This window comes from Gordonia sp. PP30 (assembly GCF_023100845.1).
In the GTDB taxonomy this organism is placed as follows: domain Bacteria; phylum Actinomycetota; class Actinomycetes; order Mycobacteriales; family Mycobacteriaceae; genus Gordonia.
This window is the reverse complement of record NZ_CP095864.1, coordinates 2,359,478-2,384,953: the sequence shown is the minus strand read 5'-3', so window position 1 is coordinate 2,384,953 and position 25,476 is coordinate 2,359,478. Positions and strand designations below refer to the sequence as shown.

26 protein-coding genes are annotated in these 25,476 nt (G+C 71.5%); 12 read left to right on the top strand and 14 right to left on the bottom strand.

The window, feature by feature from the left end; translation table 11 throughout:
- Positions 1-26: 26 nt before the first annotated feature.
- Complete coding sequence (locus MYK68_RS10985) at positions 27-1,253, top strand: acyl-CoA dehydrogenase family protein (protein WP_247863688.1); 1,227 nt, start codon at positions 27-29, stop codon at positions 1,251-1,253.
- Between the two features lie 2 nt (positions 1,254-1,255).
- Here MYK68_RS10985 and MYK68_RS10980 read toward each other — a convergent pair whose 3' ends face one another.
- Positions 1,256-2,572, bottom strand: coding sequence for a D-arabinono-1,4-lactone oxidase (locus MYK68_RS10980; protein WP_247863687.1), 1,317 nt, complete (start codon positions 2,570-2,572; stop codon positions 1,256-1,258).
- A 101-nt stretch (positions 2,573-2,673) separates the two neighbouring features.
- Here MYK68_RS10980 and MYK68_RS10970 point away from each other — a divergent pair, with 101 nt between their 5' ends.
- Positions 2,674-3,597 carry a LysR substrate-binding domain-containing protein gene (locus MYK68_RS10970; protein WP_283255210.1) on the top strand — a complete coding sequence of 308 codons (924 nt, stop codon included), beginning with the start codon at positions 2,674-2,676 and terminating at the stop codon, positions 3,595-3,597.
- On the opposite strand, the gene MYK68_RS10965 is transcribed toward MYK68_RS10970, so the two are convergent.
- Together MYK68_RS10965 and ppgK are read right to left on the bottom strand one after the other, a co-directional pair.
- A complete protein-coding gene (locus MYK68_RS10965) occupies positions 3,585-4,961 on the bottom strand; it encodes an RNA polymerase sigma factor (RefSeq protein WP_247863686.1) in 1,377 nt (458 codons plus the stop codon). The genes MYK68_RS10970 and MYK68_RS10965 overlap by 13 nt on opposite strands.
- A 166-nt stretch (positions 4,962-5,127) precedes the next feature.
- Positions 5,128-5,922, bottom strand: coding sequence for a polyphosphate--glucose phosphotransferase (gene ppgK, locus MYK68_RS10960; RefSeq protein ID WP_247863685.1), 795 nt, complete (start codon positions 5,920-5,922; stop codon positions 5,128-5,130).
- Between the two features lie 33 nt (positions 5,923-5,955).
- Between ppgK and MYK68_RS10955 the strand changes: the two genes are divergently transcribed.
- Positions 5,956-6,897, top strand: coding sequence for an inositol monophosphatase family protein (locus MYK68_RS10955; protein ID WP_371307753.1), 942 nt, complete (start codon positions 5,956-5,958; stop codon positions 6,895-6,897).
- 22 nt (positions 6,898-6,919) lie between these two features.
- Here MYK68_RS10955 and cei read toward each other — a convergent pair whose 3' ends face one another.
- The gene (cei, locus tag MYK68_RS10950; protein ID WP_247863683.1) at positions 6,920-7,576 is read right to left on the bottom strand and encodes an envelope integrity protein Cei; all 657 of its coding nucleotides are present in this window, start codon (positions 7,574-7,576) and stop codon (positions 6,920-6,922) included.
- 234 nt (positions 7,577-7,810) lie between these two features.
- Between cei and MYK68_RS10945 the strand changes: the two genes are divergently transcribed.
- Positions 7,811-8,110 carry a DUF4193 domain-containing protein gene (locus MYK68_RS10945; RefSeq protein ID WP_247863682.1) on the top strand — a complete coding sequence of 100 codons (300 nt, stop codon included), beginning with the start codon at positions 7,811-7,813 and terminating at the stop codon, positions 8,108-8,110.
- Positions 8,111-8,194: 84 nt separating this feature from the next.
- Here MYK68_RS10945 and MYK68_RS10940 read toward each other — a convergent pair whose 3' ends face one another.
- A complete protein-coding gene (locus MYK68_RS10940) occupies positions 8,195-8,707 on the bottom strand; it encodes a DUF3093 domain-containing protein (RefSeq protein ID WP_247863681.1) in 513 nt (170 codons plus the stop codon).
- Between the two features lie 113 nt (positions 8,708-8,820).
- Between MYK68_RS10940 and dut the strand changes: the two genes are divergently transcribed.
- Together dut and MYK68_RS10930 are read left to right on the top strand one after the other, a co-directional pair.
- The gene (gene dut, locus MYK68_RS10935) at positions 8,821-9,318 is read left to right on the top strand and encodes a dUTP diphosphatase (protein WP_247863680.1); all 498 of its coding nucleotides are present in this window, start codon (positions 8,821-8,823) and stop codon (positions 9,316-9,318) included.
- 8 nt (positions 9,319-9,326) lie between these two features.
- Positions 9,327-10,151: a DUF3710 domain-containing protein gene (locus MYK68_RS10930; RefSeq protein WP_247863679.1), complete on the top strand. Its 825-nt coding sequence runs from the start codon at positions 9,327-9,329 to the stop codon at positions 10,149-10,151.
- A gap of 4 nt (positions 10,152-10,155) precedes the next feature.
- On the opposite strand, the gene MYK68_RS10925 is transcribed toward MYK68_RS10930, so the two are convergent.
- Positions 10,156-10,872 (bottom strand): alpha/beta hydrolase, encoded by a 717-nt coding sequence (locus MYK68_RS10925; RefSeq protein ID WP_247863678.1) that lies wholly within the window; start codon positions 10,870-10,872, stop codon positions 10,156-10,158.
- 62 nt (positions 10,873-10,934) lie between these two features.
- Between MYK68_RS10925 and MYK68_RS10920 the strand changes: the two genes are divergently transcribed.
- Complete coding sequence (locus MYK68_RS10920; protein ID WP_247863676.1) at positions 10,935-11,309, top strand: OB-fold nucleic acid binding domain-containing protein; 375 nt, start codon at positions 10,935-10,937, stop codon at positions 11,307-11,309.
- An 18-nt stretch (positions 11,310-11,327) separates the two neighbouring features.
- Here MYK68_RS10920 and MYK68_RS10915 read toward each other — a convergent pair whose 3' ends face one another.
- The 5 genes from MYK68_RS10915 to MYK68_RS10895 form a co-directional block, all read right to left on the bottom strand.
- Positions 11,328-11,762, bottom strand: a complete 435-nt coding sequence (locus tag MYK68_RS10915; RefSeq protein ID WP_247863675.1) for a hypothetical protein — start codon at positions 11,760-11,762, stop codon at positions 11,328-11,330.
- 44 nt (positions 11,763-11,806) lie between these two features.
- On the bottom strand, positions 11,807-12,988 hold the full coding sequence (locus tag MYK68_RS10910) for a globin domain-containing protein (RefSeq protein ID WP_247863674.1): 1,182 nt from the start codon (positions 12,986-12,988) through the stop codon (positions 11,807-11,809).
- Positions 12,985-13,500, bottom strand: coding sequence for an RrF2 family transcriptional regulator (locus tag MYK68_RS10905; protein WP_247863673.1), 516 nt, complete (start codon positions 13,498-13,500; stop codon positions 12,985-12,987). Before MYK68_RS10905 ends, MYK68_RS10910 begins: the two co-directional genes overlap by 4 nt.
- A gap of 108 nt (positions 13,501-13,608) precedes the next feature.
- On the bottom strand, positions 13,609-14,271 hold the full coding sequence (locus MYK68_RS10900) for a potassium channel family protein (protein WP_247863671.1): 663 nt from the start codon (positions 14,269-14,271) through the stop codon (positions 13,609-13,611).
- Positions 14,268-14,939: a potassium channel family protein gene (locus tag MYK68_RS10895; RefSeq protein WP_247863670.1), complete on the bottom strand. Its 672-nt coding sequence runs from the start codon at positions 14,937-14,939 to the stop codon at positions 14,268-14,270. Before MYK68_RS10895 ends, MYK68_RS10900 begins: the two co-directional genes overlap by 4 nt.
- Positions 14,940-14,987: 48 nt before the next feature.
- Between MYK68_RS10895 and MYK68_RS10890 the strand changes: the two genes are divergently transcribed.
- The 3 genes from MYK68_RS10890 (at position 14,988) to dxs (ending at position 20,225) form a co-directional block, all read left to right on the top strand.
- Positions 14,988-17,003 (top strand): APC family permease, encoded by a 2,016-nt coding sequence (locus MYK68_RS10890; protein ID WP_247863669.1) that lies wholly within the window; start codon positions 14,988-14,990, stop codon positions 17,001-17,003.
- On the top strand, positions 17,000-18,277 hold the full coding sequence (locus MYK68_RS20790; protein WP_283255209.1) for a class I SAM-dependent RNA methyltransferase: 1,278 nt from the start codon (positions 17,000-17,002) through the stop codon (positions 18,275-18,277). The genes MYK68_RS10890 and MYK68_RS20790 overlap by 4 nt, the downstream gene beginning before the upstream one ends.
- 73 nt (positions 18,278-18,350) lie before the next feature.
- Entirely contained in the window at positions 18,351-20,225 is a 1,875-nt protein-coding gene (gene dxs / locus MYK68_RS10880) for a 1-deoxy-D-xylulose-5-phosphate synthase (protein ID WP_247863668.1), read from the top strand.
- Here the strand turns inward: dxs and MYK68_RS10875 are convergent.
- The 3 genes from MYK68_RS10875 to MYK68_RS10865 form a co-directional block, all read right to left on the bottom strand.
- On the bottom strand, positions 20,191-21,438 hold the full coding sequence (locus MYK68_RS10875) for an HRDC domain-containing protein (protein WP_247863667.1): 1,248 nt from the start codon (positions 21,436-21,438) through the stop codon (positions 20,191-20,193). The genes dxs and MYK68_RS10875 overlap by 35 nt on opposite strands.
- A complete protein-coding gene (locus MYK68_RS10870) occupies positions 21,435-22,073 on the bottom strand; it encodes a DUF3000 domain-containing protein (RefSeq protein ID WP_247863665.1) in 639 nt (212 codons plus the stop codon). Before MYK68_RS10870 ends, MYK68_RS10875 begins: the two co-directional genes overlap by 4 nt.
- 75 nt (positions 22,074-22,148) lie before the next feature.
- Positions 22,149-22,619: a DUF2510 domain-containing protein gene (locus tag MYK68_RS10865; protein ID WP_247863663.1), complete on the bottom strand. Its 471-nt coding sequence runs from the start codon at positions 22,617-22,619 to the stop codon at positions 22,149-22,151.
- A 174-nt stretch (positions 22,620-22,793) separates the two neighbouring features.
- Between MYK68_RS10865 and hemE the strand changes: the two genes are divergently transcribed.
- Positions 22,794-23,834, top strand: a complete 1,041-nt coding sequence (hemE, locus tag MYK68_RS10860) for a uroporphyrinogen decarboxylase (RefSeq protein ID WP_247868018.1) — start codon at positions 22,794-22,796, stop codon at positions 23,832-23,834.
- Positions 23,831-25,198: a protoporphyrinogen oxidase gene (gene hemG / locus MYK68_RS10855; RefSeq protein ID WP_247863661.1), complete on the top strand. Its 1,368-nt coding sequence runs from the start codon at positions 23,831-23,833 to the stop codon at positions 25,196-25,198. Before hemE ends, hemG begins: the two co-directional genes overlap by 4 nt.
- The last annotated feature ends 278 nt before the right edge of the window (positions 25,199-25,476 follow it).

Sequence of the window (25,476 nt, the reverse complement as noted above, 5' to 3'; positions counted from 1 at the left end):
CCACCACCGATCCGAGGAGCACCGACATGGACTTCACCTTCGACCAGACCACACAGGAGTACCGGGAGAAGCTCCTGGACTTCATGGACTCCCACATCTACCCGGCCGAGCCCGTCTTCGCCGAGCAACTGGCCGCGCTGGCCGACCCCTGGGACTGGGACAGCGTCCCGGTCCTCGCCGAACTGCGGGCCGAGGCCCGGCGCCGCGGCCTGTGGAATCTGTTCCTGCCCGGCGAGCACGGCGCGGGCCTGACCAACGTGCAGTACGCGCCGCTCGCCGAGATCACCGGCCGCAGCCCGGCGCTCGCCCCAGCGGCGCTCAACTGCGCCGCGCCGGACACCGGCAACATGGAGGTCCTCGCCGCGTTCGCCGACGACGCGCAGCGCGAACGCTGGCTCACCCCGCTGCTGAACGCCGAGATCCGTTCCGCGTTCGCCATGACCGAGCCGGACGTGGCCAGCTCCGATGCCACCAACATCGAGATGTCGATCGTGCGGGACGGCGACGAATACGTCATCAACGGCCGCAAGTGGTGGATCACCGGCGCGATGAGCCCCAAGGCGACGATCTTCATCGTGATGGGCAAGACCGATCCCACCGCGGACCGGCACCGGCAGCAGTCGATGATCCTCGTCGAGCGGGACACCCCCGGCCTGGAGGTGGTGCGCGGGATGCACGTCTACGGGTACGACGACGCCAGCCACGGCGGCCACGCCGAGCTGCGGTTCACCGACGTGCGCGTGCCTGCCGAGAACCTGATCGGTGAGGAGGGCGACGGTTTCGCGATCGCGCAGGGCCGCCTCGGCCCGGGCCGCATCCACCACTGCATGCGCTCGATCGGGATCGCCGAACGCGCACTGGAGCTGATGTGCGACCGCGTCTCGACCCGCATCGCGTTCGGGAAGCCGCTGTCCGAACAGGGGGTGATCCGCGACCGCATCGCCGAGTCCCGGGTCGCGATCGAACAGCTCCGGCTGCTCACCCTGAAGGCGGCCTGGCTGATGGACACGGCTGGAAATCGCAAGGCGCACACGGAGATCCAGGCCATCAAGATCGCGACACCGCGCGTGGTCGGGGAGATCCTGGACTGGGCGATCCAGGCGCACGGAGCGGGCGGGCTGTCCCAGGACTTCCCGCTCGCCGAGATGGCCGCCGGGATGCGGACGCTGCGCTTCGCCGACGGCCCGGACGAGGTGCACAAGAACGCCCTGGCCCGCTACGAACTGCGCAAGCAGGCGGCCCGTCACTCCTGACGTCAGGCGGGGCGTACCGGCCCGAGGACCCGGCGGATGTGGTCGTTGGTGAACACGCCGCCGGGATCCAGCCGGGACCGCACGTCCTGGAAGCGATCCCACTCGGGGTAGCGGCCGGCCAGCGCCTCGGCGTCGAGCAGATGCCGCTTGCCCCAGTGCGGGCGGCCGTCGTACGCCGAGGCGATGTCCTCGAAGGCCCGGAAGTACGGCCGCCACGGCATGCCGCGGAACATGTGCACGGCGATGTAGCAGGTCTCGCGGTCGTACGACGGACTCAGATAGGAGTCGGTGTCACCGGCCACGAAGCGCACCTCGACCGGGAAGTTCACCGCGAAGCCCTCGCGCTCGATCGCCCGCGCGAGATCGTCGAGCACGGGCAGGCAGGCGGACCGCGGGACCGCGAACTCCATCTCGGTGAACCGCACGGCGCGCTTGCTCGCGTACACCCGGTAGCTCCGGTCCACGTACTCCGACCCGGAGGCCAGCGCGGTGAGCGTCCGGTTCAGGACGGGAATGGCCCGGGGGAGACGCCTGCCGAGCCGCGAGGCGCCCTCGACCACGGTGTTCTCCAGGAATTCGTTCGCGCGGGCGGCGAGCTCGCCGCGCGGCGCGAGCGGCCGGTCGGTCCGGTTGTTCAGCTTCACCATCGCGGCGCCGGTGTGCGGGAAGTGGAAGAACTCGAAGTGGTCGTTGGTGTCGATCAGTTCGTCGAGCCGGGCGGTCAGCTCGGGCATCGGCATGGTGAACTCACGGGCTGCGAGGGCGAACGCCGGCACCACCTTCAGCCGGTAGGAGGTGGCCACGCCGAGGGCGCCGAGGCTCACCCGCGCCGCGGCCAGCGTATCCGGGTCGTCGCCGGAGCAGGTCAGCGTGCTGCCGTCGGCGAGCACCAGATCCATGGACTCGATCCCGGTGGCCAGATTGCCGAGCAGCCGGCCGGTGCCGTGGGTCGCGGTCGACGACGCACCCGCGAAACTCTGCTGGTCGACGTCGCCGAGATTGGGCAGCGCCACACCGAGGGCGTCCAGCGCCGGGTTGAGGTCGTACAGGCGGGTGCCGGCGCCGATGGTGACCAGGCCGGCGTCGGCGTCGTAGTGCGCGATACCCGCGAGCCTGTCCAGGCTCAGCAGGAGACCGTCGGTGGCGACCAGGTCGCTGAACGAGTGCCCGGCGCCCACGACGCGGACGGTCTGACCGGCCGCGGCCGCGGCCGCGACCGCGGTGGACAGTTCCTCGACCGTGGCGGGCGTCAGAATGCGCGCCGGGATGGCCGACTCGTCGCCCGCCCAGTTGGTCCAGGTCCCGTTGGTGATCGTCATCGCGTGCTCCTCATCGCTGTGATGCACTCCATCGTCGCGGCAACCCCCTCGCGTTGTGAAACACCGAATCGCCGTCGATCTACACTCTGAAGATTGTGGATGTGAACACGCGGCGCTTGCGGGCCTTCGTCGCCGTCGCGGAGGAATTGCACTTCACCCGGGCGGCGGCGCGGCTCTACCTGGCGCAGCAGTCGCTGAGCAAGCAGATCGCCGAGCTGGAGGCCGACGTCGGCACGCCGCTGCTGACCCGCACCTCGCGCCGGGTGGAGCTGACCCCGGCCGGGACGGTGTTTCTGGACGCGGCGCGCGACGTGCTCGCCCGGCTCGATCAGGGGGTGACGCAGGCGCGCAGCGTCGGCCGCGGCGAGCACGCGGTGCTGCGGGTCGGCTTCATCGTGGGTGCCGCCCTGGAACTCACCCCGCTGATCCTCGGGGACTTCGCGGAACGGTATCCCGATGCCCGGCTGGAACTGCGCGAATTCGGGCTGACCGATCCGACCGCCGGACTCGGTACGGCCGAGACCGACGTCGCCTTTCTGCGGCTGCCGTGCGCCACCGACGGCCTCGACGTGTATCCGCTGTTCACCGAACCCTCGGTGGTCGGGGTGCGGTCCACTCACCGGCTGGCCGCCCGCGAGTCCCTCACCCCCGCGGACCTGGCGGACGAGCCGATCGCCGTCGGGCGAACGTCCGACGCGGTGTGGCGCGACTTCTGGACCCTCGCTCGCGCCGACGGGCCGCTGGTGGAGACGTCGTCGCACAGCGAGGAGATGGAGGTGGTGGCCGCCGGTCTGGCCTGCTGCATCACACCGGCCGCCGCGGCGCGGTTCACCCCGCGCCCGGCCGTGTGCTTCGTGCCGCTGACCGGCTACCCGGGCTCGACCGTCGCCGTCGCCCACCGGGCGGGCGCCGACGGGACGCTGGTGCGGGGGTTCGTGGAGACTGCGACGGCCACCGTCGCACGCGAACGTGAGACGGTGGCCGTGATCGGGAACGCCGCTGGGACGCAGACTCAGTCCAGGTAGTCGCGCAGCACCTGCGAGCGGCTGGGGTGCCGCAGCTTGCTCATGGTCTTCGACTCGATCTGGCGGATGCGCTCGCGCGTGACGCCGTAGACCTGACCGATCTCATCGAGCGTGCGCGGCTGGCCGTCGGTGAGGCCGAAGCGCAGCCGGACCACGCCGGCCTCGCGCTCGGAGAGGGTGTCGAGGACGTCCTGCAGCTGATCCTGCAGCAGCGTGAAGCTCACCGCGTCGACCGCGACGACGGCCTCGGAGTCCTCGATGAAGTCGCCGAGCTGGCTGTCGCCCTCATCACCGATGGTCTGGTCCAGCGAGATCGGCTCCCGGGCGTACTGCTGGATCTCCAGCACCTTCTCCGGGGTGATGTCCATCTCCTTGGCGAGTTCCTCCGGGGTGGGCTCGCGGCCCAGGTCCTGCAGGAGTTCGCGCTGGATCCGGCCCAGCTTGTTGATCACTTCGACCATGTGCACCGGGATGCGGATGGTGCGGGCCTGATCGGCCATGGCGCGGGTGATGGCCTGGCGGATCCACCACGTCGCGTAGGTGGAGAACTTGTAGCCCTTGGTGTAGTCGAACTTCTCCACCGCGCGGATCAGACCGAGGTTGCCCTCCTGGATCAGGTCCAGGAACGCCATGCCGCGGCCGGTGTAGCGCTTGGCGAGCGAGACGACGAGGCGGAGGTTGGCCTCCAGCAGATGGTTCTTGGCGCGGTTGCCGTCGCGGGAGATCCAGTTCAGGTCGCGGCGCTGGGCCACCGACAGCTTCTCGCCGGACTCCATCACGCGGCGCAGCTTCTCGGTGGCGAACAGGCCGGCCTCGATGCGCTTGGCGAGTTCCACCTCCTCCTCCGCGTTGAGGAGGGCGACCTTGCCGATCTGCTTGAGGTAGGCGCGGACCGAGTCGGCGGAGGCGGTGAGCTCGGCGTCCTTGCGCGCCTGGCGCAGGGCCTCGGACTCCTCCTCGTCCCAGACGAAGTCGCTCGACGACTTCTCGTCCTTGGCGTCGCCGTCCTTGGCCTTGTCGGCGTCCTTCGCATCGTCCTTGGCGTCATCGTCGACCTGCAGGTCCTCGTCGGCCAGATCGATGTCTTCGAGATCCTCGGGCGCGTCGGCGTCGAGCTGCGGCTCGTCGTCGGCGGGAGCCTCGGCCCCGGCCTTCGAGGTCGCCTTCTTGGCCGCGGTCTTCTTCGCGGCGGTCTTCTTCGCCGCGGTCTTGCGCGGCGCCGCCTTCTTGGCCGCGGTCTTCTTCGCGGCGGTCTTCTTGGCGGCGGTCTTCTTCGCGGGGGCCTTGCGGGCGGCGGTCTTGCGGGCCGGAGCGGTCTGATCGCCGGTGTCTGCCTCGACGTCCGGGGATTTGGTGGTTGCCACGTACGACCTTTCACACACTCAATCAACGGCCGCGCGTCGCCGCGCTCACGCAGGAGACGTGAACGGCCTGGTCAGGGGAGTCGATCGAGCTGAACGGGATCGACGCGTTCCATTGTAACGAAACCGACTCGCCGCGGGGTGCGGCGGGAGCGAATCGACGCCGCCGCTACCGGTCGCCGGCGATCGCCATCGCCGCGCCGACGATCCCCGCGGTATTGCGCAGATGAGCAGGGACGACGGGCACCTCGTTGGTCAGATACGGGATCCACTTGTCGGCCTTGCGGCTGATCCCGCCGCCCACCACGAACAAGTCAGGCGAGAACAGCCGCTCGTACATGGTCAGGACGCGGGAGAGCTTGCCCGCCCAGTGCTCGTAGCTCCAGTCCCGGTCCTTGCGGACCTTCGCCGAGGCCCGCTTTTCGGCGATCACACCGCCCACCTCGATGTGGCCGAGTTCCGAGTTCGGGATCAGCACGCCGTCGTAGATGAGTGCCGAGCCGATCCCGGTGCCCAGCGTCAGTAGGATCACCAGGCCCTCGTCGACGGCCGCGCCGCCGCCGTAGCGCTGTTCGGCCAGGCCGGCGGCGTCGGCGTCGTTCAGGACGGCCACGCCCCGGCCGCCGAGCACACCGCTGAAGAGCGCCCGCGCGTCGGTGCCGATCCAGCCGGGATCGATGTTCGCCGCGCTGCGGACCACGCCGTCTTTGACGATGCCGGGCAGCGTGACGCCGACCGGCCCGGTCCAGCCGAAGTGCTCGACGATCTCCGCGACGGTGGCCGCGATCAGGTCGGGCGTGGCCGGCTGCGGGGTGTCGATCCGGTGCCGGTCGCCCACGAACTGACCGGTGCGCAGGTCGACGATCGCGCCCTTCACGCCGGTGCCGCCCACATCGATGCCGAAACCGAGTCCGGAACCGGGGCTGGGGGCGCGGTCGGCGCCGAGAATGGTCACGTCGGACATGAGCGATCCTGTTCTGCTGTGAGGCCGGTGGCGATGCTCACCGAAGCTTACGGCGGATCGGGCCGGACGTGGGGACCACTAGACTCGGACACCGTGAGCGTTGCCGCCGAGAATGCCGACCCGACCCCCGAAGAACTCGCCGAGCTGGCGTGCACCGTCGCCCGGGAGGCCGCCGCGCACGTGCGGGCCCGGCGGCCCGAGGTGTTCGACGTGTCCGGGCACGACGGTGCGGCGAGCGCGGTGAGCACCAAGTCCACGCCGACCGATCCGGTGACCGTCGTCGACACCGAGACCGAGGAGCTGGTGCGCACACTGCTGCACCGGGCCCGGCCCGGTGACGCGATCCTCGGCGAGGAGGCCGGCGGCAGCGACGACGTGCCCGCGGGGCTGCGCTGGGTGGTCGACCCGATCGACGGGACTGTGAACTTCCTCTACGGCATCCCGGCGTACGCGGTCTCGATCGCGGTCCAGGCCGATGGCGTGTCGATCGCCGGGGCCGTCGTCGACGTGGCCCGGGACGTCGTCTACTGGGCCGCGCGCGGCGGCGGCGCGTTCAGCGCCGGTCCGGGCGAGACGGCGCCGCGGCGGCTGCGGGCCAACCCGGTCGACGACGTCGCGCTCGCGCTGGTGGCCACCGGTTTCGGCTACGCCCCGGCGCGCCGTCGCGCGCAGGGCGCGCTGCTCGCCGAGCTGCTGCCGCGAGTGCGGGACGTCCGGCGGGTGGGGGCGGCGGCCCTGGACCTGTGCATGGTCGCCTCGGGGGCGGTGGACGTGCACTTCGAACACGGCCTCTCGCCGTGGGACTGGGCGGCGGGCTCGCTGATCGCGGAGGAGGCCGGCGCCCGGGTGATCGTGCCGCCGCCGACATCGCGATCGGCCGACGGGCATCCGACGGTCGCGGCGGCCCCCGCGATCGCCGACGAGTTCGTGGCGCTGCTGGGCGGCCTCGGCGGGATGGACGCGCTGCCCGAGTGAGGCCCGGCCGCGGGCGGCGGGCTCAGCAGGACTGCGCGTGCACCGCGTCGATCAGCGAACGGTCGACGCCGGACTTGGGATTGCGCGGGTCCACCGACCGGAGGGCTTCCAGCGCGGCCTGCACGTCCTGGCTCGGCTTGGTGCCGGTGTAGAACTCGCCGAGCGCGACGTCGACGTTGGTGCCCGCGCGGCCGTCGTTCACCAGCTGGGCACAGGGCACGGCCAGCCATACCGCGGCGGCGGCGCCCTGACCGGCCTGCCCGAACCGGATCTGTGCCACACAGTGCAGGTTGCGGTCGGCGTACACCGTGTCGTCTCCGTAGGCGGGGTCACCCGCCGCGAAGCCCTGGGCCACCAGATCGTCGGACACCGAGCGGGCCTCACCGCGCGCCGCCGCCGAATTGAGCACGCTGACCCGGAACGTGGACAGCGCCGCCGGTGCGACGCTGAGCATGTCGCTGCGGCCCACCACCTTGAGCTCGGGGGCGCCGGCCGCGGTCGGCATGTTGCAGTCGGTCGGGTAGCTCTTCTCGCCGCTCCCGGTCAGCGCGTACGTCCAGGCGGCGATCGCGGCCACCACCAGGACGGTGACGATGATGATCGCGGGCGTCATGTTGCGCCGCTTGAACGGGCGGCCCTGCGCATCGGTCGCGTAGCCGGTGGCGAACTTGGAGACCATGCGCCCACCTTAGAGGCCGACGGCCGTCAACCTGCGCAGGCGGCGCCCGGCAAGCCCGCGATCGGCCGCGCCGCGAGGGCGTGAACAGTCGTTGTTGACCCGGCGGCATCGCTCACCTAGAATTCGGGCGCCCGCTGCGTTCGACTACCGTCCGCGGGGACGGGGGACGAGCCACGAGCGAGCCCTCCGCACGAGAATGACAACGCACTACGACACCCAGGGTTGAGGCACTACATGGCTACCGATTACGACGCCCCACGGCGGAGCAACGATGACGACCTGGCGACGGATTCGCTGGAAGAACTGAAGGCCCGGCGCAACGAGGGCGCCGCCGCCGACGTGGACGTCGACGAGACCGATACCGCCGAATCCTTCGAGCTGCCCGGTGCCGATCTGTCCGGTGAAGAACTCTCGGTGCGCGTGGTGCCCAAGCAGGACGACGAGTTCACCTGCGCGAGCTGCTTCCTGGTGTACCACCGCAACCGGCTCGGTGCGGAGCGTAACGGTCAGCTGATCTGCGTCGACTGCGCCTGAGTCGCGGCACGACGAGAAAGGCCGGCCCCGGGAACGGGGCCGGCCTTCGTCGTCAGGTGGTGGCGTCGTCAGGTGGTGGCGTCGTCAGGTGGTGGCGTCGATCTGGCCGTCGGCCGCGGCGGCACCGGCGTCGGTGATGCCCATCGCGGCGAGCACCTTGTCCGGGTGGCGCGTGGAGACCAGCCAGTACGGCGTGGGGTCGTCGGGATCGTCGAGCACCAGCAGTGCCATCGGCTTGATCCACGACCGGTAGACGAGGAACGCCGCCGGGTCGAGCTGGCGGCCCATCGCCGCGCTGCGGGCCGAGGCGGGCACGACGGCGCCGCGGCCGACCACCTCGGCGGGCAGGACGGCCTTGTGCGCGTGGAGGGCCCCGTCGGCGTCGACCCGGACCTGCATCCGGCTCATCGAGAACAGCAGCCAGGCCACCAGGACACCGAGGACCGGATAGAAGACGACGCTCCACGCCTGCCGGTAGGCGGCCAGCTGGGCCTCGTAGCCGAGGAGGGCCACGACGACGGCGCCGAACACCCACCACCACCAGGGAACGGTCAGCCGCTCGGAGTATCGGTCGGCGGCGGAACTCGAGTCGGTCACGAGATCCAGACTAGATGAGTGGTTCCCGGCGGCGGATCGATGCCTTCTCACGCCGTGGCACATCTCACCCGCGTCCCGGCCGGGCCCGGGACCGCCGAGTAAGGTGGCGTCCCGTGACCTCGCAACCGATCAGCTACGAACCACTGCGCGTGGTGCGCCTGGACCCCGACCTGCCGCTGCCGCAGCGCGCGCACGCCGGGGATGCGGGCGTCGACCTGTATTCGACGACCGATCTGGAACTCGCACCCGGCCGTCGCCAGGTGGTCGGGACCGGGATCGCGATCGCTCTGCCGGCCGGCACCGTCGGGCTGGTGCATCCGCGGTCCGGGCTGGCCGCGCGGGCCGGGCTGTCGATCGTGAACGCGCCGGGCACCATCGATGTGGGGTACCGCGGCGAGATCAAGGTCTGCCTGATCAACCTCGACCCGGAGGCGCCGATCGTGATCTCGCGCGGCGACCGGATCGCGCAGCTGCTGGTCCAGCGGGTGGAACTCCCGGAGATCGTCGAGGTGAGCGAACTGGACGACACACAGCGCGGAACGGGCGGCTACGGCTCCAGCGGTGGCCACGCGATCCTGGCCGGCGACGCCCCGGCGACCACGGAGGGATGATTTCGGACATGGCAACCACGCACAAGATCGGCGACACCGCCGGACCCTACGATCTCGGCGACCTGACCACCCGGGCCGACGAACTCGCGAACTCGCATCTCGACCTGGGCTCGGTCCTGGTCCCGGTGGTCGAGGGCGGTCAGGTGACGGTCGAGATGTCGGCCGACCACCAGCCCGAAGCGGTGTACCTGGTGACCCCGGTGGGCCGGATCGGAATCCATGCCTTCGCCGCACCCCGCTCCGGCGGGCTCTGGCGCGAAGTGGCCCGGGAACTGGCCGAATCGCTCGGCGCCGAGGGCGCCGCGACCAGCGTCGAGGACGGCCACTGGGGCCGCGAGGTGATCGCCCGGGTCCCCGGCGGCGAGCACCGGTTCATCGGCGTCGACGGACCCCGCTGGATGGTCCGGTGCGTGGCCAGCGGCCCCGACGGCGACAGCGCGCAGCTCGCGCAGCTGGCCCGCGCGGTGCTGGCCGAGACCGTCGTGCGGCGCGGCAAGGAGCCGTTCCCGCCGCGCGAGGTGCTGCCGCTGGTGCTGCCTCCGGTGCTGGCCGAGCAGGTGGCCGCCGCCCAGGAACAGATGGCCGCCGAGGCCGGAGTCGCCGCACCGGCGGCGTCGTCGCTGGACGACGCGCCCTCGGCCGCGGCACCGGCCGCGCAGGAGACCGACGAGGTGGTGCCCGGCGGGGCCGTCGAACAGGCCGCCGCGGCGACCTTCTTCACCGAAGACGAGGACGTGATCGAGACGGGTGAGCCGGAGCCGGAAGCGGCCCGTCCGCCGTCGGAGGGCTCGGCCATGGCGCGGCTGCGCGGACGGCGCCGCCGGCGCCGCTAGCCGCTCACCACCCGGTGCGGCCGCCGGCGCGGTGCCAGGCCGCGAGGCAGGCATCGCCCAGCCGGCGCGGATCCGGCCCGAACTCGGCGAGCGAGACCTCGGTCAGTGCGGCGCGGGGCGCCGCGGCCGCCCACTCGCGGGCGACCCGTATCGGATGCAGCGGATCGTCGGGCGCGGCGGCGATCGCCAGCGGCACCTGGAGCCCGGCGATCTGATCGACCGTCGGCGCCGTCGCCGAGGCGGCGATCCGCAACTGACCCACCAGGTCGCGGTCGGCCAGTGCCCGCCACGACCGGCTCAGTTCGGCGGCCAGCCAGGCCGGACTGCCCGCGGCCATCCCGGCGATCGCCGGCTCCAGCCCGTCCTGTTCGACGGTGTCGGCGGTGAGCCGGGCCGACAGTGCCGCCAGGCTCTCACCGGGTGCGCCCGACCATGGCGGCAGCGCCGCCCACACGCCCGCGCAGACCGTGCCGCCGTCGCGCAGCGCCCAATCCAGGGCGACCACGGCCCCGAGGGACACCCCGCCCACGACGATCCGTTCGCCGCCGGCGCGGGCGGCCGCGGCGGCCGCATCGAGTTCGGCGCGGTAGCCGCCGAGCAGGTCCGCGGACGGTGCCAGCGCCCGCAGTGTGCCGCCCGCACCGGTCACCGCGGGGCCGAAGGCGCGGCGCAGGTAGTCGTCGTCCGAGCCGGTTCCGGCCATCAGGATCACGGTGGGCATATTCCCGCTTTCTCCGCGTTGTACAGTGTGGACGCACACAATTCCGTCAGTCGGAGGATCGCATGTCTCACTCAGGACTTCTCAAGCGCCTGGGGCGGATGCTCACCGAGGATCTCGATGTCCTCGAGGACGATCGCGTAGACCGCGAGTGTTCGGAGCCCGGTGCGCAGCGCGCCAAGGATTGCTGCCGCGGCGACGAGGCCACCATGGTCGGCGAACTGCGCTCGGTCCAGACCTGTTCACGGAACGCCAAGACCGGCGTGATCGCCGAGTTCTTCGACGGCAGCGACACCGTCCGCCTCAAGTGGCTCGGCCGCAGCCGGATCCCGGGGATCGAGCCCGGCCGCCGGCTCACCGTCCGCGGACGCGTCGCCGTCGCCGACGGCGTCAAGACCATCTACAACCCGTATTACGAGCTGCACTCGATCAACGACTGACCCGGGCTGCTCGTCGACTCAGCTCAGCACCGCGATACCGGCCGTGAGCAGTCCGGCCACCTTGATCACTTCGAACGCTACGTACACCAGATGTGCGTGGCTCCGCTGAGCCGGAACGTTCTCCGGGTCGGCCAGCACCGCGTCGGAACGCCGGGTCAGGGCCGGGCGCACCGCCACGACCTGCACGCCGAGGGCGGCGATCGCGACGCCGAGTCCGGCCAGCGCGGCGGACGGCCAGCCTTCGCCCACGACCGCCAGCACGATCAGGGCGACCGCCAGGGCCGACTCCACCGAGTTCAGCGCCCGGAAGACCAGGCGGCCGATGCCCAGGCCCAGGGGAATGGTGATCCCCGGGGCCTGGAACTTCAGCGGCGCCTCGATGAACGAGATGGCGACGACCATCCCGAACCAGCAGAACACCAGCGCGACTCCGGCCGACAGCGCACCGTTCATCGAGGTCACCTCTTACTTTCCGTGGGGAGTATCGTCCGCGGGATTCAGCCGCGGCCGCCGACGCGGACCAGCTCCGGACCGAAGGTCTCGTAGTGGATCCGGTCCTCGGGGACATTCTTCTCCAGCAGTGAGCCGCGCACCGCGCTGAGGAAGCCGGCCGGGCCGCAGAGCAGCGCGACGGTCTCCGGGTCGATGGCGATGTCGTCGAGCGACATCAGGCCCACCCGGGTGCCGTCCCCGGCGTCGAGGCCGTTCTCGTACCACTGCTCCAGGCTGGCGTCCGGCAGTCGCTTGACCAGCCGGGCCAGTTCGCCGCGGTGCGGCTGGCGCGACCGCGAGCGGTCGGCGTGCAGCACCGTCACCGGGCGGCGGTCACCGGTCTCGACCAGGTAGTTGAGCAGGCCGATCACCGGGGTGCAGCCGATTCCGGCCGAGGCCAGCAGCAGCGGCCCGTCGCCCTCGGGGAGGGTGAGGTCGCCGAACGGGGTGGACACCCGCAGTTCATCGCCCTCGAAGGCGCGCTCGTGCAGGTAGCCGGACACCTCGCCGTCGAGCTTCACCGAGAACCGCCACGTCGGCTCGCCGGGCGCGCCGGTGAGGCTGTACTGGCGGATCTGGTGGGCGCCGTCGGCGAGCGGGACCTGGACGGAGATGTACTGGCCCGGCGTGAAGGACGGCAGGGCGGTGCCGTCGGTCGCGGCGACGGTGAACGACACGGCGTCGGGCGCCACCTGGTCGCGGCCGACGACGCGCACGGTGCGCCAGACGTCGCCCGGGGTGACGCCGGCCCGCTCGTACAGCTCGTTCTCGCGGCCGATCAGGACGTGGGCCATCTCCCAGTACAGCTCGTCCCAGGCGGCGGCGACCTCGGGGGTCACCGCTTCGCCGAGGACCTCGACGATGGCGCCGAACAGGTGCTCGTGCACGATCGGGTACTGATCGGCGATCACGCCGAGCGAGGCGTGCTTGTGCGCGATCCGGTCGATGATGATGCGCTGCTGCTCGCGGTCCGGATGCAGCTGCAGACGGGCGAAGGCCGCGATCGACCCGGCCAGCACCTTCGGCTGGGTGCCGATCTTCTGATTGGTGCGGTTGAACAGATCGTCGAGCAACTCCGGGTGCGCGGAGAACATCCGCTGGTAGAAGTTCGGCGTGATGTCGTCGAGGGCGCCCTCGACGGCGGGCAGCGTCGCGGCGAGGACGTCACGCGTCTGGTCGGAGATCATGATCGATTCCTGTTCTCTGGGGTGGGGCTGGGGAGTGCGCGGCGGCCATGCGGCTCGCCGGCCCGTGCCACCTCGGCACGGGAGATCAGTGGGAGGACCGCCGCCGCGGCGCTCGGCACGGTCAGATCGGCGACGGTCAGGGTGTCCAGGCTGGCGTAGAACGCCTCCTGGGCGCGGGCCAGCGCGCCGCGCAGCCGGCAGGTGCGCAGCAACGGGCACGGGCCCGACGGCGGCGTGCACTCGACGAGTTCGTCGTCGCCCTCGAGGGTGCGGGTGAGCCAGCCGAGGCGGGCGGTGCGGCCCAGCGGCGTGATGGTGAGGCCGCCGTCGCGGCCGCGACGCGAATGGACGACGCCGATCTCCGAGAGGCGGCTGACGACCTTCGAGACGTGGGTGCGCGGCAACTCCAGCTCGGCTGCCAGATCCCGCGCCGTGCGGGTGGTGGCGCCGTCGTCGGAGGCTAGGCGCATCAGCACCCGGAGGCCGATGTCGGTGAAGCGCGTCAGTTGCACGGACCGATCAAAACATAATCGGAATCTGTGATGCGCATTTAAGTGCGCAAGGTCTCAGAAAGGACGAAAGTCCTTGTCATGCAGGGTAATTCGGGTTTTCGGTGCAGGTCAGGGCGTGGACAGCATGGCCTGCTGGAGGTCGTGCTCGGCCTCTTCCGGGGCGATGAAGACGAGTTCGTCGCCGCCTTCGATCGGGTCGTCCGGCTGCGGCACGATCACCCGCCGGCCGCGGATGATGGTGACGAGGGCCACGTCCCGGGGCAGCGCCAGCTTGCGGACCGGCTTGCCGGCGAGCGGGGTGTCGTCGGGGAGGGTGAGCTCGACCAGATTGGCCTGTCCCTGCCGGAACGTCATCAGACGCACCAGATCGCCGATGGAGACGGCCTCCTCGACGAGGGCGGCCAGCAGCCGCGGCGTGGACACCGCCACGTCGACGCCCCAGTCGTCGGTGAAGAGCCATTCGTTGCGCGGGTCGTTGACGCGCGCGACCACCCGGCCCACCGCGAACTCGGTGGTCGCCAGAAGGCTGACCACCAGGTTGGCCTTGTCGTCGCCGGTCGCGGCGACCATCACGTCGAAGGTCTGCAACTGGGCCTTCTCCAGGTCCTGAAGCTCGCAGGCGTCGGCGTGCAGCCACGTCACCAGGGGGAGGGCGCTCGGGTCGAGGTGGCCGGCGTCGCGCTCGATGAGCGTCACATCGTGCCCGGCGGTGACGAGCTCGCGGGCGATGGCCCGGCCGACCGCGCCGGCGCCGGCGATGGCGACCTTCATTCGTTGTCTCCTTCGGAGGGCGGCAGGGCGGCGGTGGCCCGGGCGTGGTCGAGATTGGCCGCCGGCGTCGCGACGAAGACCTCGTCGCCGGCCTGCAGCACGCTGCGCGGCTCGGGGAGCACCGGGCTGCCCATGCGTTCCAGGAAGGCCACGCGGGCGCCGGTGAGTGACTGGAACTTGGCGCAGCTGACGCCGAGCCACTCCTCGTGGACGGTCACCTGGGCGAGCACCAGGGAACCGGTCGGGTCGTGCCAGAGCGGGACGCGGGGAGTCTCGCCGAGCGCGGTGATGAAGCGCTCGGTGGTCCACGGCACCGTGGCGACGGTCGGGATGCCCAGCCGCTCGTAGACGGCGGCGCGCTTGGCGTCGTAGATCCGGGCCACGACCCGCTCCACGCCGAAGGTCTCGCGCGCCACGCGCGCGGAGATGATGTTCGAGTTGTCCCCGGAGGAACAGGCGGCGAAGGCATCCGCGGTCTGGATTCCGGCGTCGATCAGGACATCCCGGTCGAAGCCGACACCGTGGACGGTGCGGCCACGGAAATCGTCGGCGAGACGATGGAAAGAGGACTCGTCGCGGTCGATGACGACGACGTGATGGCCCCGGCGTGACATGGCCGAGGCCAGCCCGGCCCCCACCCGCCCGCAGCCCATGATGATTACGCGCACGCGATGGACGTTACCCGGCGGCGGGTCTACAGTCGCGGAGTGCCTGGAATGACGACGGCGACGACCGCGGCGAAACGACTGCTGCTCGGTCGGCCCTTCCGCAGTGACCGACTGGGGCACACGCTGCTCCCGAAACGCATCGCCCTTCCGGTCTTCGCCTCGGACGCGATGAGCTCGGTGGCCTACGCCCCGCAGGAGATCTTCCTGGTGCTGTCGGTGGCCGGGATCAGCGCCTATTCGTTCGCGCCGTGGGTGGGTCTGGCCGTCGCCGCGGTGATGGTCGTGGTGGTGGCCTCGTACCGGCAGAACGTGCACGCCTACCCGTCCGGCGGCGGCGACTACGAGGTGGCGACGGTCAACCTGGGGCCCAACGCGGGCCTCACCGTCGGGGCCGCGCTGCTGGTCGACTACGTGCTGACGGTCGCGGTCTCGGTGACCTCGGCGGCGGAGAACATCGGTTCCGCGGTGCCGTTCGTCCATCAGCACAAGCTGATCTTCTGTGTGATCGGCATCGCGCTGATCGCCGCGGTGAATCTGCGCGGCATCAAGGAGTCGGGCGTCTTCATGGCGATCCCGACCTACGCGTTCATCCTCGGGGTCCTGGTGATGCTGGCCTGGGGCTTCGTGCAGATCTTCGCGATGGGCCGCGATCTGGAGGCGCCGACCGCGCACTACGAACTGGTCGCCGAGCAGAACAATCTGACCGCGCTCGCGATGGTCTTCCTCATCGCGCGGTCGTTCTCCTCGGGCTGTGCCGCGCTCACCGGTGTTGAGGCGATCAGCAACGGCGTGCCCGCGTTCCGCAAGCCCAAGTCGCGCAACGCGGCGACGACGCTTCTGCTGCTCGGGACGTTCTCGATCGTGCTGCTGCTGGGCATCGTGCTGCTGGCCCAGCGCCTGCACGCCAAGTACGTGATGGATCCGAAGGTCGAACTGCACGGTCTGCCTGCCGGCTACCAGCAGAAATCGATCATCGCCCAGCTGGCCGAGACGGTGTTCCACGGTTTCCCGGTCGGCTTCTTCTTCATCGCCGTCGTCACCGCCCTGATCCTGCTGCTCGCCGCCAACACCGCGTTCAACGGCTTCCCGGTGCTCGGGTCGGTGCTGGCCCAGGACCGGTACCTGCCGCGGCAGCTGCACACCCGCGGCGATCGCCTGGCGTTCTCCAACGGCATCGTCTTCCTCGCGGTGGCGGCGCTGGCCTTCGTCGTCGCCTTCGGCGCCGAGGTCACCTCGCTGATCCAGCTGTACATCGTCGGCGTGTTCGTGTCGTTCACGCTGAGCCAGACCGGCATGGTGCGGCACTGGACGCGGCTGCTCACCACCGAGACGGATCCGGCGGCCCGGCATCGGATGAATCGGGCACGGGTGGTCAACGCGGTCGGCATGGTGATGACCGGCACCGTGCTGGTGGTGGTGCTGATCACCAAGTTCACCGCCGGTGCGTGGATCGCCATCGTGTCGATGGTCGTGCTGTTCGCCGTGATGAAGCTCATCCATCGGCATTACCGGTCGGTGGAGCGGGAACTGGAGGCGGCCGCCGCCGAGGACGACGGGGTGCTGCCCAGCCGGACGCATTCGATCGTGCTGGTTTCCTCGCTGCTACTACCGACGCTGCGCGCGCTGCGGTACGCCAGGGCCACCCGGCCGGACGTCCTGGAAGCGGTCACCGTGAACGTCGACGACCGGGACACCCGCACCCTGGTGGCGCGCTGGGAGGAGAGCGACACCCACATCCCGCTGAAGGTGATCGCCTCGCCGTACCGCGACATCACCCGCCCGGTGATCAACTACGTGCGCCGGATCCGCCGCGAATCGCCCCGCGACGTGGTGACGGTGTTCATCCCCGAGTACGTGGTGGGCCACTGGTGGGAGCACATCCTGCACAACCAGTCGGCGCTGCGGCTCAAGACGCGTCTGCTCTTCGAGCCGGGGGTGATGGTGACCTCGGTGCCGTGGCAGCTGGACTCATCGAACCGCGCGGCGCGGCGGAACGAGGCCGACTTCGTCGCACCGGGCGACACCCGCCGCGGGTTCGGCGTCAACCCGCCCAACGAGCGATGACGGTGGGCGAGGAGCTCGAGCTGGCGGTCACCGGATACGCCAACGGCGGCGCGGGCATCGCCCACGACCCCGAGGGCCGGGTGATCTTCGTCACCGGCGCACTGCCGGACGAACGGGTCCGGGTACGGATCGACGACGCGAAGGCTGCGTACGCGAAGGCTCATGTCACCCGGGTCCTGGAAGCCTCCCCGCAGCGGGTGGCCCCGCTCTGCCCGGCCGCGGCCGCCGGGGCCGGGTGCTGCGACCTGGACTACGCCCGCCCCGACTACGCGGCGACGCTGCGCGCCGGGGCCCTGGCCGATGTCCTGGCCCGGATCGGGCACCTGCGCGGCGACGACGTCCCGCCGCCGCCCGCGGTCACCGAACTGTCCGGCGGCGTCGCCGGCTGGCGCGTGCGGACCCGGCTCGCGGTCGGCCGCGACGGGGTGCCGGGGCTGCGGTCGCGCGGATCGTCGCAGCTGGTCACCGAGCCGTGCGCCGCGCCGGATCCGGGAATGCTCCGCGGGCTGGGCGATCTCGACGCGGCCCCGGGGACCGAGTTGGCCGTGGCGGTCGGCTCCGACGGCCGGCGGCACGTCGCCGAACTGGCACCGGCGCCGGGCGGGCGGGGACCCGCCGGGTCGCGCCGGGCCGCCCAGCGGGCACGACATGCCGCGGCCGCACCGCGCCGCACCCGGATGCTCGACGGTGACGAACTGGTGACCCAGCGCGTCGGCGGCCACACCTGGCGGGTGCCGGTGAGCGGCTTCTGGCAGGCCCACCGCGCGGCGCCGGAGACCTACGGTGCCACCGTCCGGGACTTCGCCGCCCGGATCCACGGGGCCGGACCGCTGCGGGTGTGGGACCTCTACGGCGGGGCGGGCGTGCTCGGCGCCGCGCTGCTCGACGGTGGGTCGATGGATGGGGTGCCGCCGGTCGCCCGGATCGACCTGGTGGAGACCGCCCCGGAAGCGCTCGCGGCGGCGCACGAGGCCCTCGCCGACGCGCCGGTGCGGCTGCATCGCGGCGATACCGCCCGCGTCGTGCGCGGCCTGGAGGCCCCCGACCTGGTGATCGCGGACCCGCCCCGCAAGGGCGCGGGAGCCGGCGTCATCGCGGCCGTCGCCGACGCCGGGCCGCGCGCCGTCGTGCACATCGGCTGCGATGCCGCCGCCTTCGCCCGCGATCTGCGCGACTACGTCCGGCACGGTTTCCGGGTGATCGACTGGCGGGCCTTCGACGCGTTCCCACTGTCACACCACACGGAGGCGATCGCGCTTCTGGCGAGTCCGTAGAATGGCTCCATCGCTCCGCCGAAGCCCCGGCGGTTCGCGTCGTGAGATGGACGTCGGTCCGCAGGAGGTTCGCATGGGTGTGCTCGATCGGGTCGATTCGCCGGCGGACCTGGCCAAGCTCTCCGATGCGGAGATGACCGAGCTGGCCGGCGAGATCCGCGAGTTCCTGATCGAGAAGGTGGCCGCCACCGGCGGGCATCTCGGCCCGAATCTCGGTGTCGTCGAGCTGACCCTCGCGATCCACCGCGTCTTCGATTCGCCGACCGATCCGATCCTGTTCGACACCGGGCACCAGTGTTACGTGCACAAGATCGTCACCGGCCGCAAGAACGGTTTCGACACCCTGCGCCAGCGCGACGGCCTCACCGGCTACCAGGATCGCAGCGAGAGCCCGCACGACTGGATCGAGTCGTCGCACGCGTCGGCCGCGCTGTCGAACGCCGACGGTCTGTCGAAGGCCTTCGAGCTGACCGGACAGGATCGCACCGTGGTCGCCGTGGTCGGCGACGGCGCCCTCACCGGCGGCATGTGCTGGGAGGCCCTGAACAACATCGCCGACAGCCACCGTCCGGTGGTGATCGTCGTGAACGACAACGGGCGGTCGTACGCGCCGACCATCGGCGGCTTCGCGCGGCATCTGTCCGGCCTGCGGCTGCAGCCGGGCTACGAGAAGTTCCTGGCCGGCGGCCGCCGCATGCTGCAGGGGACGCCGGTGGTCGGCGACGCGGCGTACGCGGTGCTGCACGGACTCAAGAGCGGGGTGAAGGATCTCGTCGCCCCGCAGGCGATGTTCTCCGATCTGGGCATCAAGTACGTCGGCCCGGTCGACGGGCACGACCTGCCCGCCCTCGAAGAGGCGCTGCGCCAGGCGAAGGCCTTCGGCGGGCCGGTGATCGTGCACACGGTCACGCGCAAGGGCATGGGTTACGCGCCGGCCGAGAACGACGTCGCCGAGCAGATGCACGCGACCGCCAAGATGGATCCGGCCACCGGTGTCGCCCACGGCGCCGCCGTCGAGGACTGGACCTCGGTGTTCTCCGCCGCACTGGTCGCCGAGGGCGCCGCGCGGCCCGAGGTGGTCGCCATCACCGCCGCGATGCCCGGCCCGACCGGCCTGCGGGCGTTCGGGGAGCGGTTCCCGGATCGCATGTTCGACGTCGGCATCGCCGAACAGCACGGTATGACGTCGGCCGCCGGCCTGGCGCTCGGCGGCCTGCACCCGGTGCTCGCCATCTACTCGACCTTCCTCAACCGCGCCTTCGACCAGTTGCTGATGGACGTCGCGCTGCTCAAGCTGCCGGTGACGGTCGTTCTCGATCGCGCGGGACTGACCGGACCGGACGGCCCCAGCCACCACGGCATGTGGGATCTGTCACTGATGTCGATCGTGCCCGGGATGCGGGTGGCGGCGCCGCGTGACGCGGTGACGGTGCGCGAGGAACTATCCGAGGCGCTGGACACGGTCGACGGACCCACCGCGGTGCGCTTCTCGAAAGGTGCTGTGCCGCAAGAGATCCCGGCGATCGACCGGCTGCCGGACGGCGTCGACGTGCTGTCCAGGCCGGCGACGGGCGACGGCGACGTGCTTCTCGTCGCGGTGGGCGCGTTCGCGCAGCTGGGCATCGACGTCGCCGCCGGACTGGCGGAACGGGGCATCGGCGCGCTGGTCGTCGATCCGCGCTGGGTGCTGCCGGTGCCCGGATCCATCGTCGAGCAGGCCCGCGAGGCGACGCTGGTCGTGACCCTGGAGGACGGTGGCGTGCACGGCGGAGTGGGGTCGGCCGTGGCCGAGGCACTCTCGGCGGCGCACGTGGACGTCCCGGTCCGTCAGCTCGGCGTGCCGCAGCAGTTCGTGACGCATTCCACCCGCGACGAACTGCTCGCCGACTTCGGGCTGACCGCCGGCGATCTGGTCACGACGATCGCGGCGGATCCGCGGCTGCGCTGAGTCCTGCCGCGGCGCCGAGCGCCTCGGCGATCGGCTCGGCCGTCAGGCCGCGTTGCCAGCGGCGCGCGCCGTGCGCGTCGAGCCAGGCGTCGACCTCACCCGGACCCGCCGGCTCGATGCCCGTCCAGCACAGTTCGCGCAGGACGTCGGGGGCCAGTAGGTTCTCGGCGGGCAGGCCGATGCGGTCGGCGAGTTCCTTGATCGCCGGACGTACCTCGTGGGCGCGGGCCGCGGCCGGCGGATTCCGCTGCTCCCACCGGTTGACCGGCGGCAGGCCGACGACCGGCTGTTTGCGGGGCGGTAACTGCTTCTCGTCGAGCGCGAGAGCGCGGGTGATCGCGTCGAGCCAGACCCGGGCCTGACGACGCTGGCGCGGGCCGCCGAAGACCGGCAGCGCGGTGAGCGCGGCCTCGGTGGTGGGCGCGGCGGTGGCGGCCGTGATGATCGCCGAATCCGGCAGGACGCGGCCCGGGGCGATGTCGCGCCGCTGCGCGATCTGCTCGCGCGCCGCCCACAGCTCGGCGACGACCGCGAGCTGGCGCTGCGTGCGCAGGGTATGGATGTTCGACGTCCGGCGCCACCGGTCGGTGCGCGGCGACGGGGGCGGCTTGCGCAGCTCGTAGGCGAACTCTTCGGTGGCCCACTCCAGCCGGCCCGCGTCCGCCAGGGCGGCGCGCATGGCCGCGCGCAGCTCGACCAGCACCTCGACGTCGAGGGCGGCGTAGTTCAGCCACTCGGCGGGCAGCGGCCGGTGCGACCAGTCGGCTGCGCCGTGCCCCTTCGCCAGGCCGAGTCCGAGGAAGTGCGCGACCATCGCGGCCAGATTGACCTTCTGCAGGTTCAGCAGCCGGCCGGCCAGTTCGGTGTCGAACAGCGACGTGGCGCGCATACCGAGCTCGGTGAGACAGGGGAGATCCTGGTCGGCGGCGTGCAGGATCCATTCCGGGCCGTCGAGCACGTCGATCAGCGGGCCGAGCGCATCCGGATGCTCGATGGGGTCGATCAGGAAGGTGCCCGAGCCGGTGCGCCGGATCTGGATCAGATAGGCGCGCTGGGAATAGCGATAGCCGCTGGCGCGCTCGGTGTCGAGGGCGATCGGTCCGGTGCCCGCGGCCAGTGACTCGGCGGCGCGGGTGAACTCGTCCGGCGTGGCGAGCAGGTCCGGAACCCCGTCGGCCGGGGCGAGCAGCGGGGACGGCTCTGGCGCGGTCACCGGAGGTTCGGCCGTCCCAGCGAGGAGGTGCCCGCAGGCGGGAGCCCCGCCGCACTGGCGAGGACCTCGCAGAAGGCCTCCAGATGTCCGGCGAGGGCGCTGCTGGTCGGCGTCCACGACGCGCGCAGTTCCAGCTGATGGGCGCGCGGCGGGCCGGCGATGTCGCCGTACCGCACCGAGGTGGTCGCGGTCACCGTGCCGCCCAGCGCCACCACCGCGGGGGTGTCCGAGCCGAGCGGGGGCAGTGATTCGGTGCTGCCGCTCGGCACGCCGAGCGCTTCGGTGAGCCATTCCCAGGCCACCTCGGGCAGCAGCGGGTCGTTGGCGAGGTCGGCCTCCACCTCGGCCTGGATGAACGCGACCAGCCGGAACGTGCCGTTCCACGCCTCCTGGCCGGAGGGGTCGTACAGGAGGACCAGGCGGCCGAAGGCGCTGCCCGCGGAATCGGCGGGCACCAGGGACGGGTCGGTGACGTCCGGCGGAGCCACCTCCACGCCGAGCGCGTAGCTGTACGGCGCGAGACGCTGCGGCGGGCGGATCGATCCGACCTCGAGTTCCCCGCGGATCGACGCGCCGTGCAGCGACTGCACGGCGGCGGTGAAATCGGCGGGTTCCGACTGTGCTCCTGTTGTCACACGCGTCACATTAGTGTGTTGGGACTTATCGGGTTCTTAGGCGCGCCGGAGACGGTGCTGCCAACGGGAACGATGTCAGGGCAGCTTCTCGAAGACCAGCGTCGCCTGGATTCGGTCGCCGCCGCCTAGGCCTTTGCTGCCCGCGGCGGCGGTACTGATTGTGTGGAGCCGGTAGCCGAGCGCCGCTTGACGATTGATCGCGTTTTCCAGCTCGGTGAGATTGCCTGACCCCGTTCCGAAGAATTTCTCTTTCAGCACCACCTGGAGAACGACATAGCTCATGCCGCCGGTGGCCGGCGCCGTTGTCGCGGGGGTCGGCGCTGCGCCCGGCGCGCCGGCCGGAACAGCGGGACTCGCCGCAGCCGCCGGACTTGCGGCCGGACGTGGGCGCGCACCCGCCGAGGCCTCGTCTTGGATCCGCTGGAGCATCCCGCTGACGCCACCCTTCTTCGGCGGTTCCTGCGTCTGCTCGGTCCATCGTTGCCCGTCCCACCACCGCAGAGTGCCGGAACCGTCGTCGTACCAGCCCGCGTTTGTCTCGGCCATGTGTCGCTCTCTCCTATCGGATGTGACGGCGCGGTCGCGCAGCTCGGCGATATTAACGCAGCGATGCTGCGCAGGTCGCTGAACTCCGCTTGTCCGGAATAGAGGTCACGAGGCGAACATGGCATTGTTGGGGACATGAGTTCGATGCACCGGGCGCGGCGGAATTCGGATGGGATGCCGCTTATCGCGGCGGCGACCGGAGGGCAGCCGTCCCGGCGGCCGGTGTGGTTCATGCGGCAGGCCGGACGCTCGCTGCCCGAGTACCGCGAGATCCGGGCCGGCCGCGGCATGCTCGAATCGTGTTTCGATCCCGCGCTGGTCTGCGAGATCACCCTGCAGCCGGTCCGCAGGCACGACACCGACGGCGCGATCCTGTTCTCCGACATCGTGGTGCCGCTCAAGGCCGCGGGCATCGATCTCGACATCGTCGCCGGAACCGGGCCGGTCATCGCGCAGCCGGTGCGCACCGCGAGCGACGTCGACGCTCTGCCGCGCCTGGAACCCGGTGAGGTGGGCGCCGTCACCGCGGCGATCTCGCTGATCCTCGACGAACTGGCCGGCACCACCGCGCTGATCGGCTTCGCCGGCGCACCGTTCACCCTGGCGTCGTACCTGATCGAGGGCGGCCCCAGCCGCACCTACGAGCACACCAAGACGATGATGCGCGCCGACACCCCGCTGTGGCACCGGCTGATGGGCAAGCTGACCGACATCACCATCGCGTTCCTCACCGCGCAGCTGGAGGCCGGAGTCGACGCCGTGCAACTCTTCGACTCCTGGGCCGGCACCCTGTCGGAGGCCGAGTACCAGACCTACGTGGCGCCGCATTCGGCGCGGGTGATGGCCGAGATCGCCGGTTTCGGGGTGCCACGCATCCACTTCGGCGTCGGCACCGGTGAACTGCTGTCCGCGATGACCCGGGTCGGTGCCGACGTGATCGGCGTCGACTGGCGGGTGCCGCTCGACGTGGCCGCGCAGCGGGTCGGCTGCGGCTCCGGTGAGCGGAGCGTCGCACTCCAGGGCAACCTGGATCCGACGGTGCTGATGGCCGGCGACGAGGTGCTGACGCGCGAACTGTCCCGGATCATCCGCGAGGGGGAGCGGGCCGTCGACGCCGGCGCGCGCGGCCACATCCTGAACCTCGGCCACGGGGTGCTGCCGAACACCGACGCCGGCGCGATCACCCGCGCCGTCGAACTGATCCACTCGCTATGACGCCGCGGATCGCGGTCGTCGGCGGCGGCGTCTCCGGTCTGACCGCCGCCTACGCGTTGCGCCGGAGGCTCGGCGCGGACGCCGCCATCGACGTGTACGACGCCGCCGACCGCCCCGGCGGACTGCTGTGCACCCGCCACGCCGGCCCCGTCGCGATGGATGTGGGCGCCGAGGCGTTCATCATCCGGCGGCCCGAGGCGCTCGCGCTGGTCACCGAGCTGGGACTGGCCGGGGAAGTGGTGTCGCCGGGACCGCTGCGACCGGCGATCTGGTCCGGCGGACGGCTCCATCCGATGCCGCGGCCCGCGGTGATGGGCGTACCGGACGGCGCCGCGGCGATGGGTGCGCTGATCGGTGATGCCGACCGGGCCCTGATCGACGGCGAGGCCGCCCGTCCGCTGAACTGGACACCCGGTGCGGCGGTGTCGGTGGGCGCCCTGGTGCGGGACCGCTTCGGCGATGCGGTGGTGGCGCGCAGCGTCGACCCGATGCTCGGCGGGGTGTATTCGGCGCGGGCCGACGACCTCGGTCTCGCCGAGACCGTGCCCGCGCTCGCCGCGGCGCTCGACGCGGGCGCCGATTCGCTGACCTCCGCCGTGCGCGGGATCCTCGCGGCCCCGTCGCCGGACGGCCCGGTGTTCGGCGCGCTGCGGGGCGGCTACCGCCGGCTCGTCGAGGTGCTGTCCGGGGCGAGCGGCGCGTCGATCCTCCCGGAGACGCCGGTGCACCGGATCGAAGCGGATCGCGGCGGCTATGTGCTCGACGCCGCCGGTGCGGCGCGCGACTACGACGCGGTGATCGTCGCCGTGCCGCCGTGGCGGGCCGCGACGCTGCTGGCCGCGGTGGCGCCGGAGTCGGCGGCGACGCTGTCGCAGGTCCCGGCCGCCGGGTCGGCCGTCGTCGGCTGCGTCCTCGCGCCGGGCACGGCGCTGCCCGGGCATTCCGGGATCCTGGTGGCCTCCGACGCCGGCATGCGCAGCAAGGCGGTCACCCTGTCGTCGCAGAAATGGCCGCACCTGGCGGAGTCCGGTCCGCCGGTGCTGCGGGTGTCGTTCGGGCGGCTCGGTGAGCCGGTGACCGCCGACGACGACACCCTGCTCACCTGGGCCGCAGAGGATCTGGCGACCTACTTCGCCGGCGCCGGCCTGGCCGCGCCGGTGATCGAGCACACGGTGGTGCAGCGCTGGCCCGAGGGGCTGCCGCAATACGCGCCCGGTCACCTGGCCGCGATGGCCGGCGCGCGGGACTCGCTGCCCGCGGGACTCGCGCTCGCCGGTGCGGCGTTCGACGGCGTCGGCGTGCCGGCCTGCATCGGCTCGGCCCGGCGGGCGGCGGCGCGGATCGTCGATCATCTCCCAGCATGACGACGGCCGCAGTCCGCCGCCCGAGCTCGCCGTGAGTTCGCCGCAGTCCGCCGCCTGAGTTCGCCGTGGCCCGCCGTAGTCCGCAGCCTGAGCCGCCGACGAACGCAGTGAGGAGGCGAGTCGAAGGCAAGCACCTCGACTCGATCTATTCGAACATGTCACCGCGATCGTTCAACTTCTGTGGGCGAATCGCCGTCGACTCGATGTGATCGGGTGACCGCCTCCGCGTGGCTGATTATTGTCGTAACCAGGTCATATAGTCGTGGTGACGGTACAGA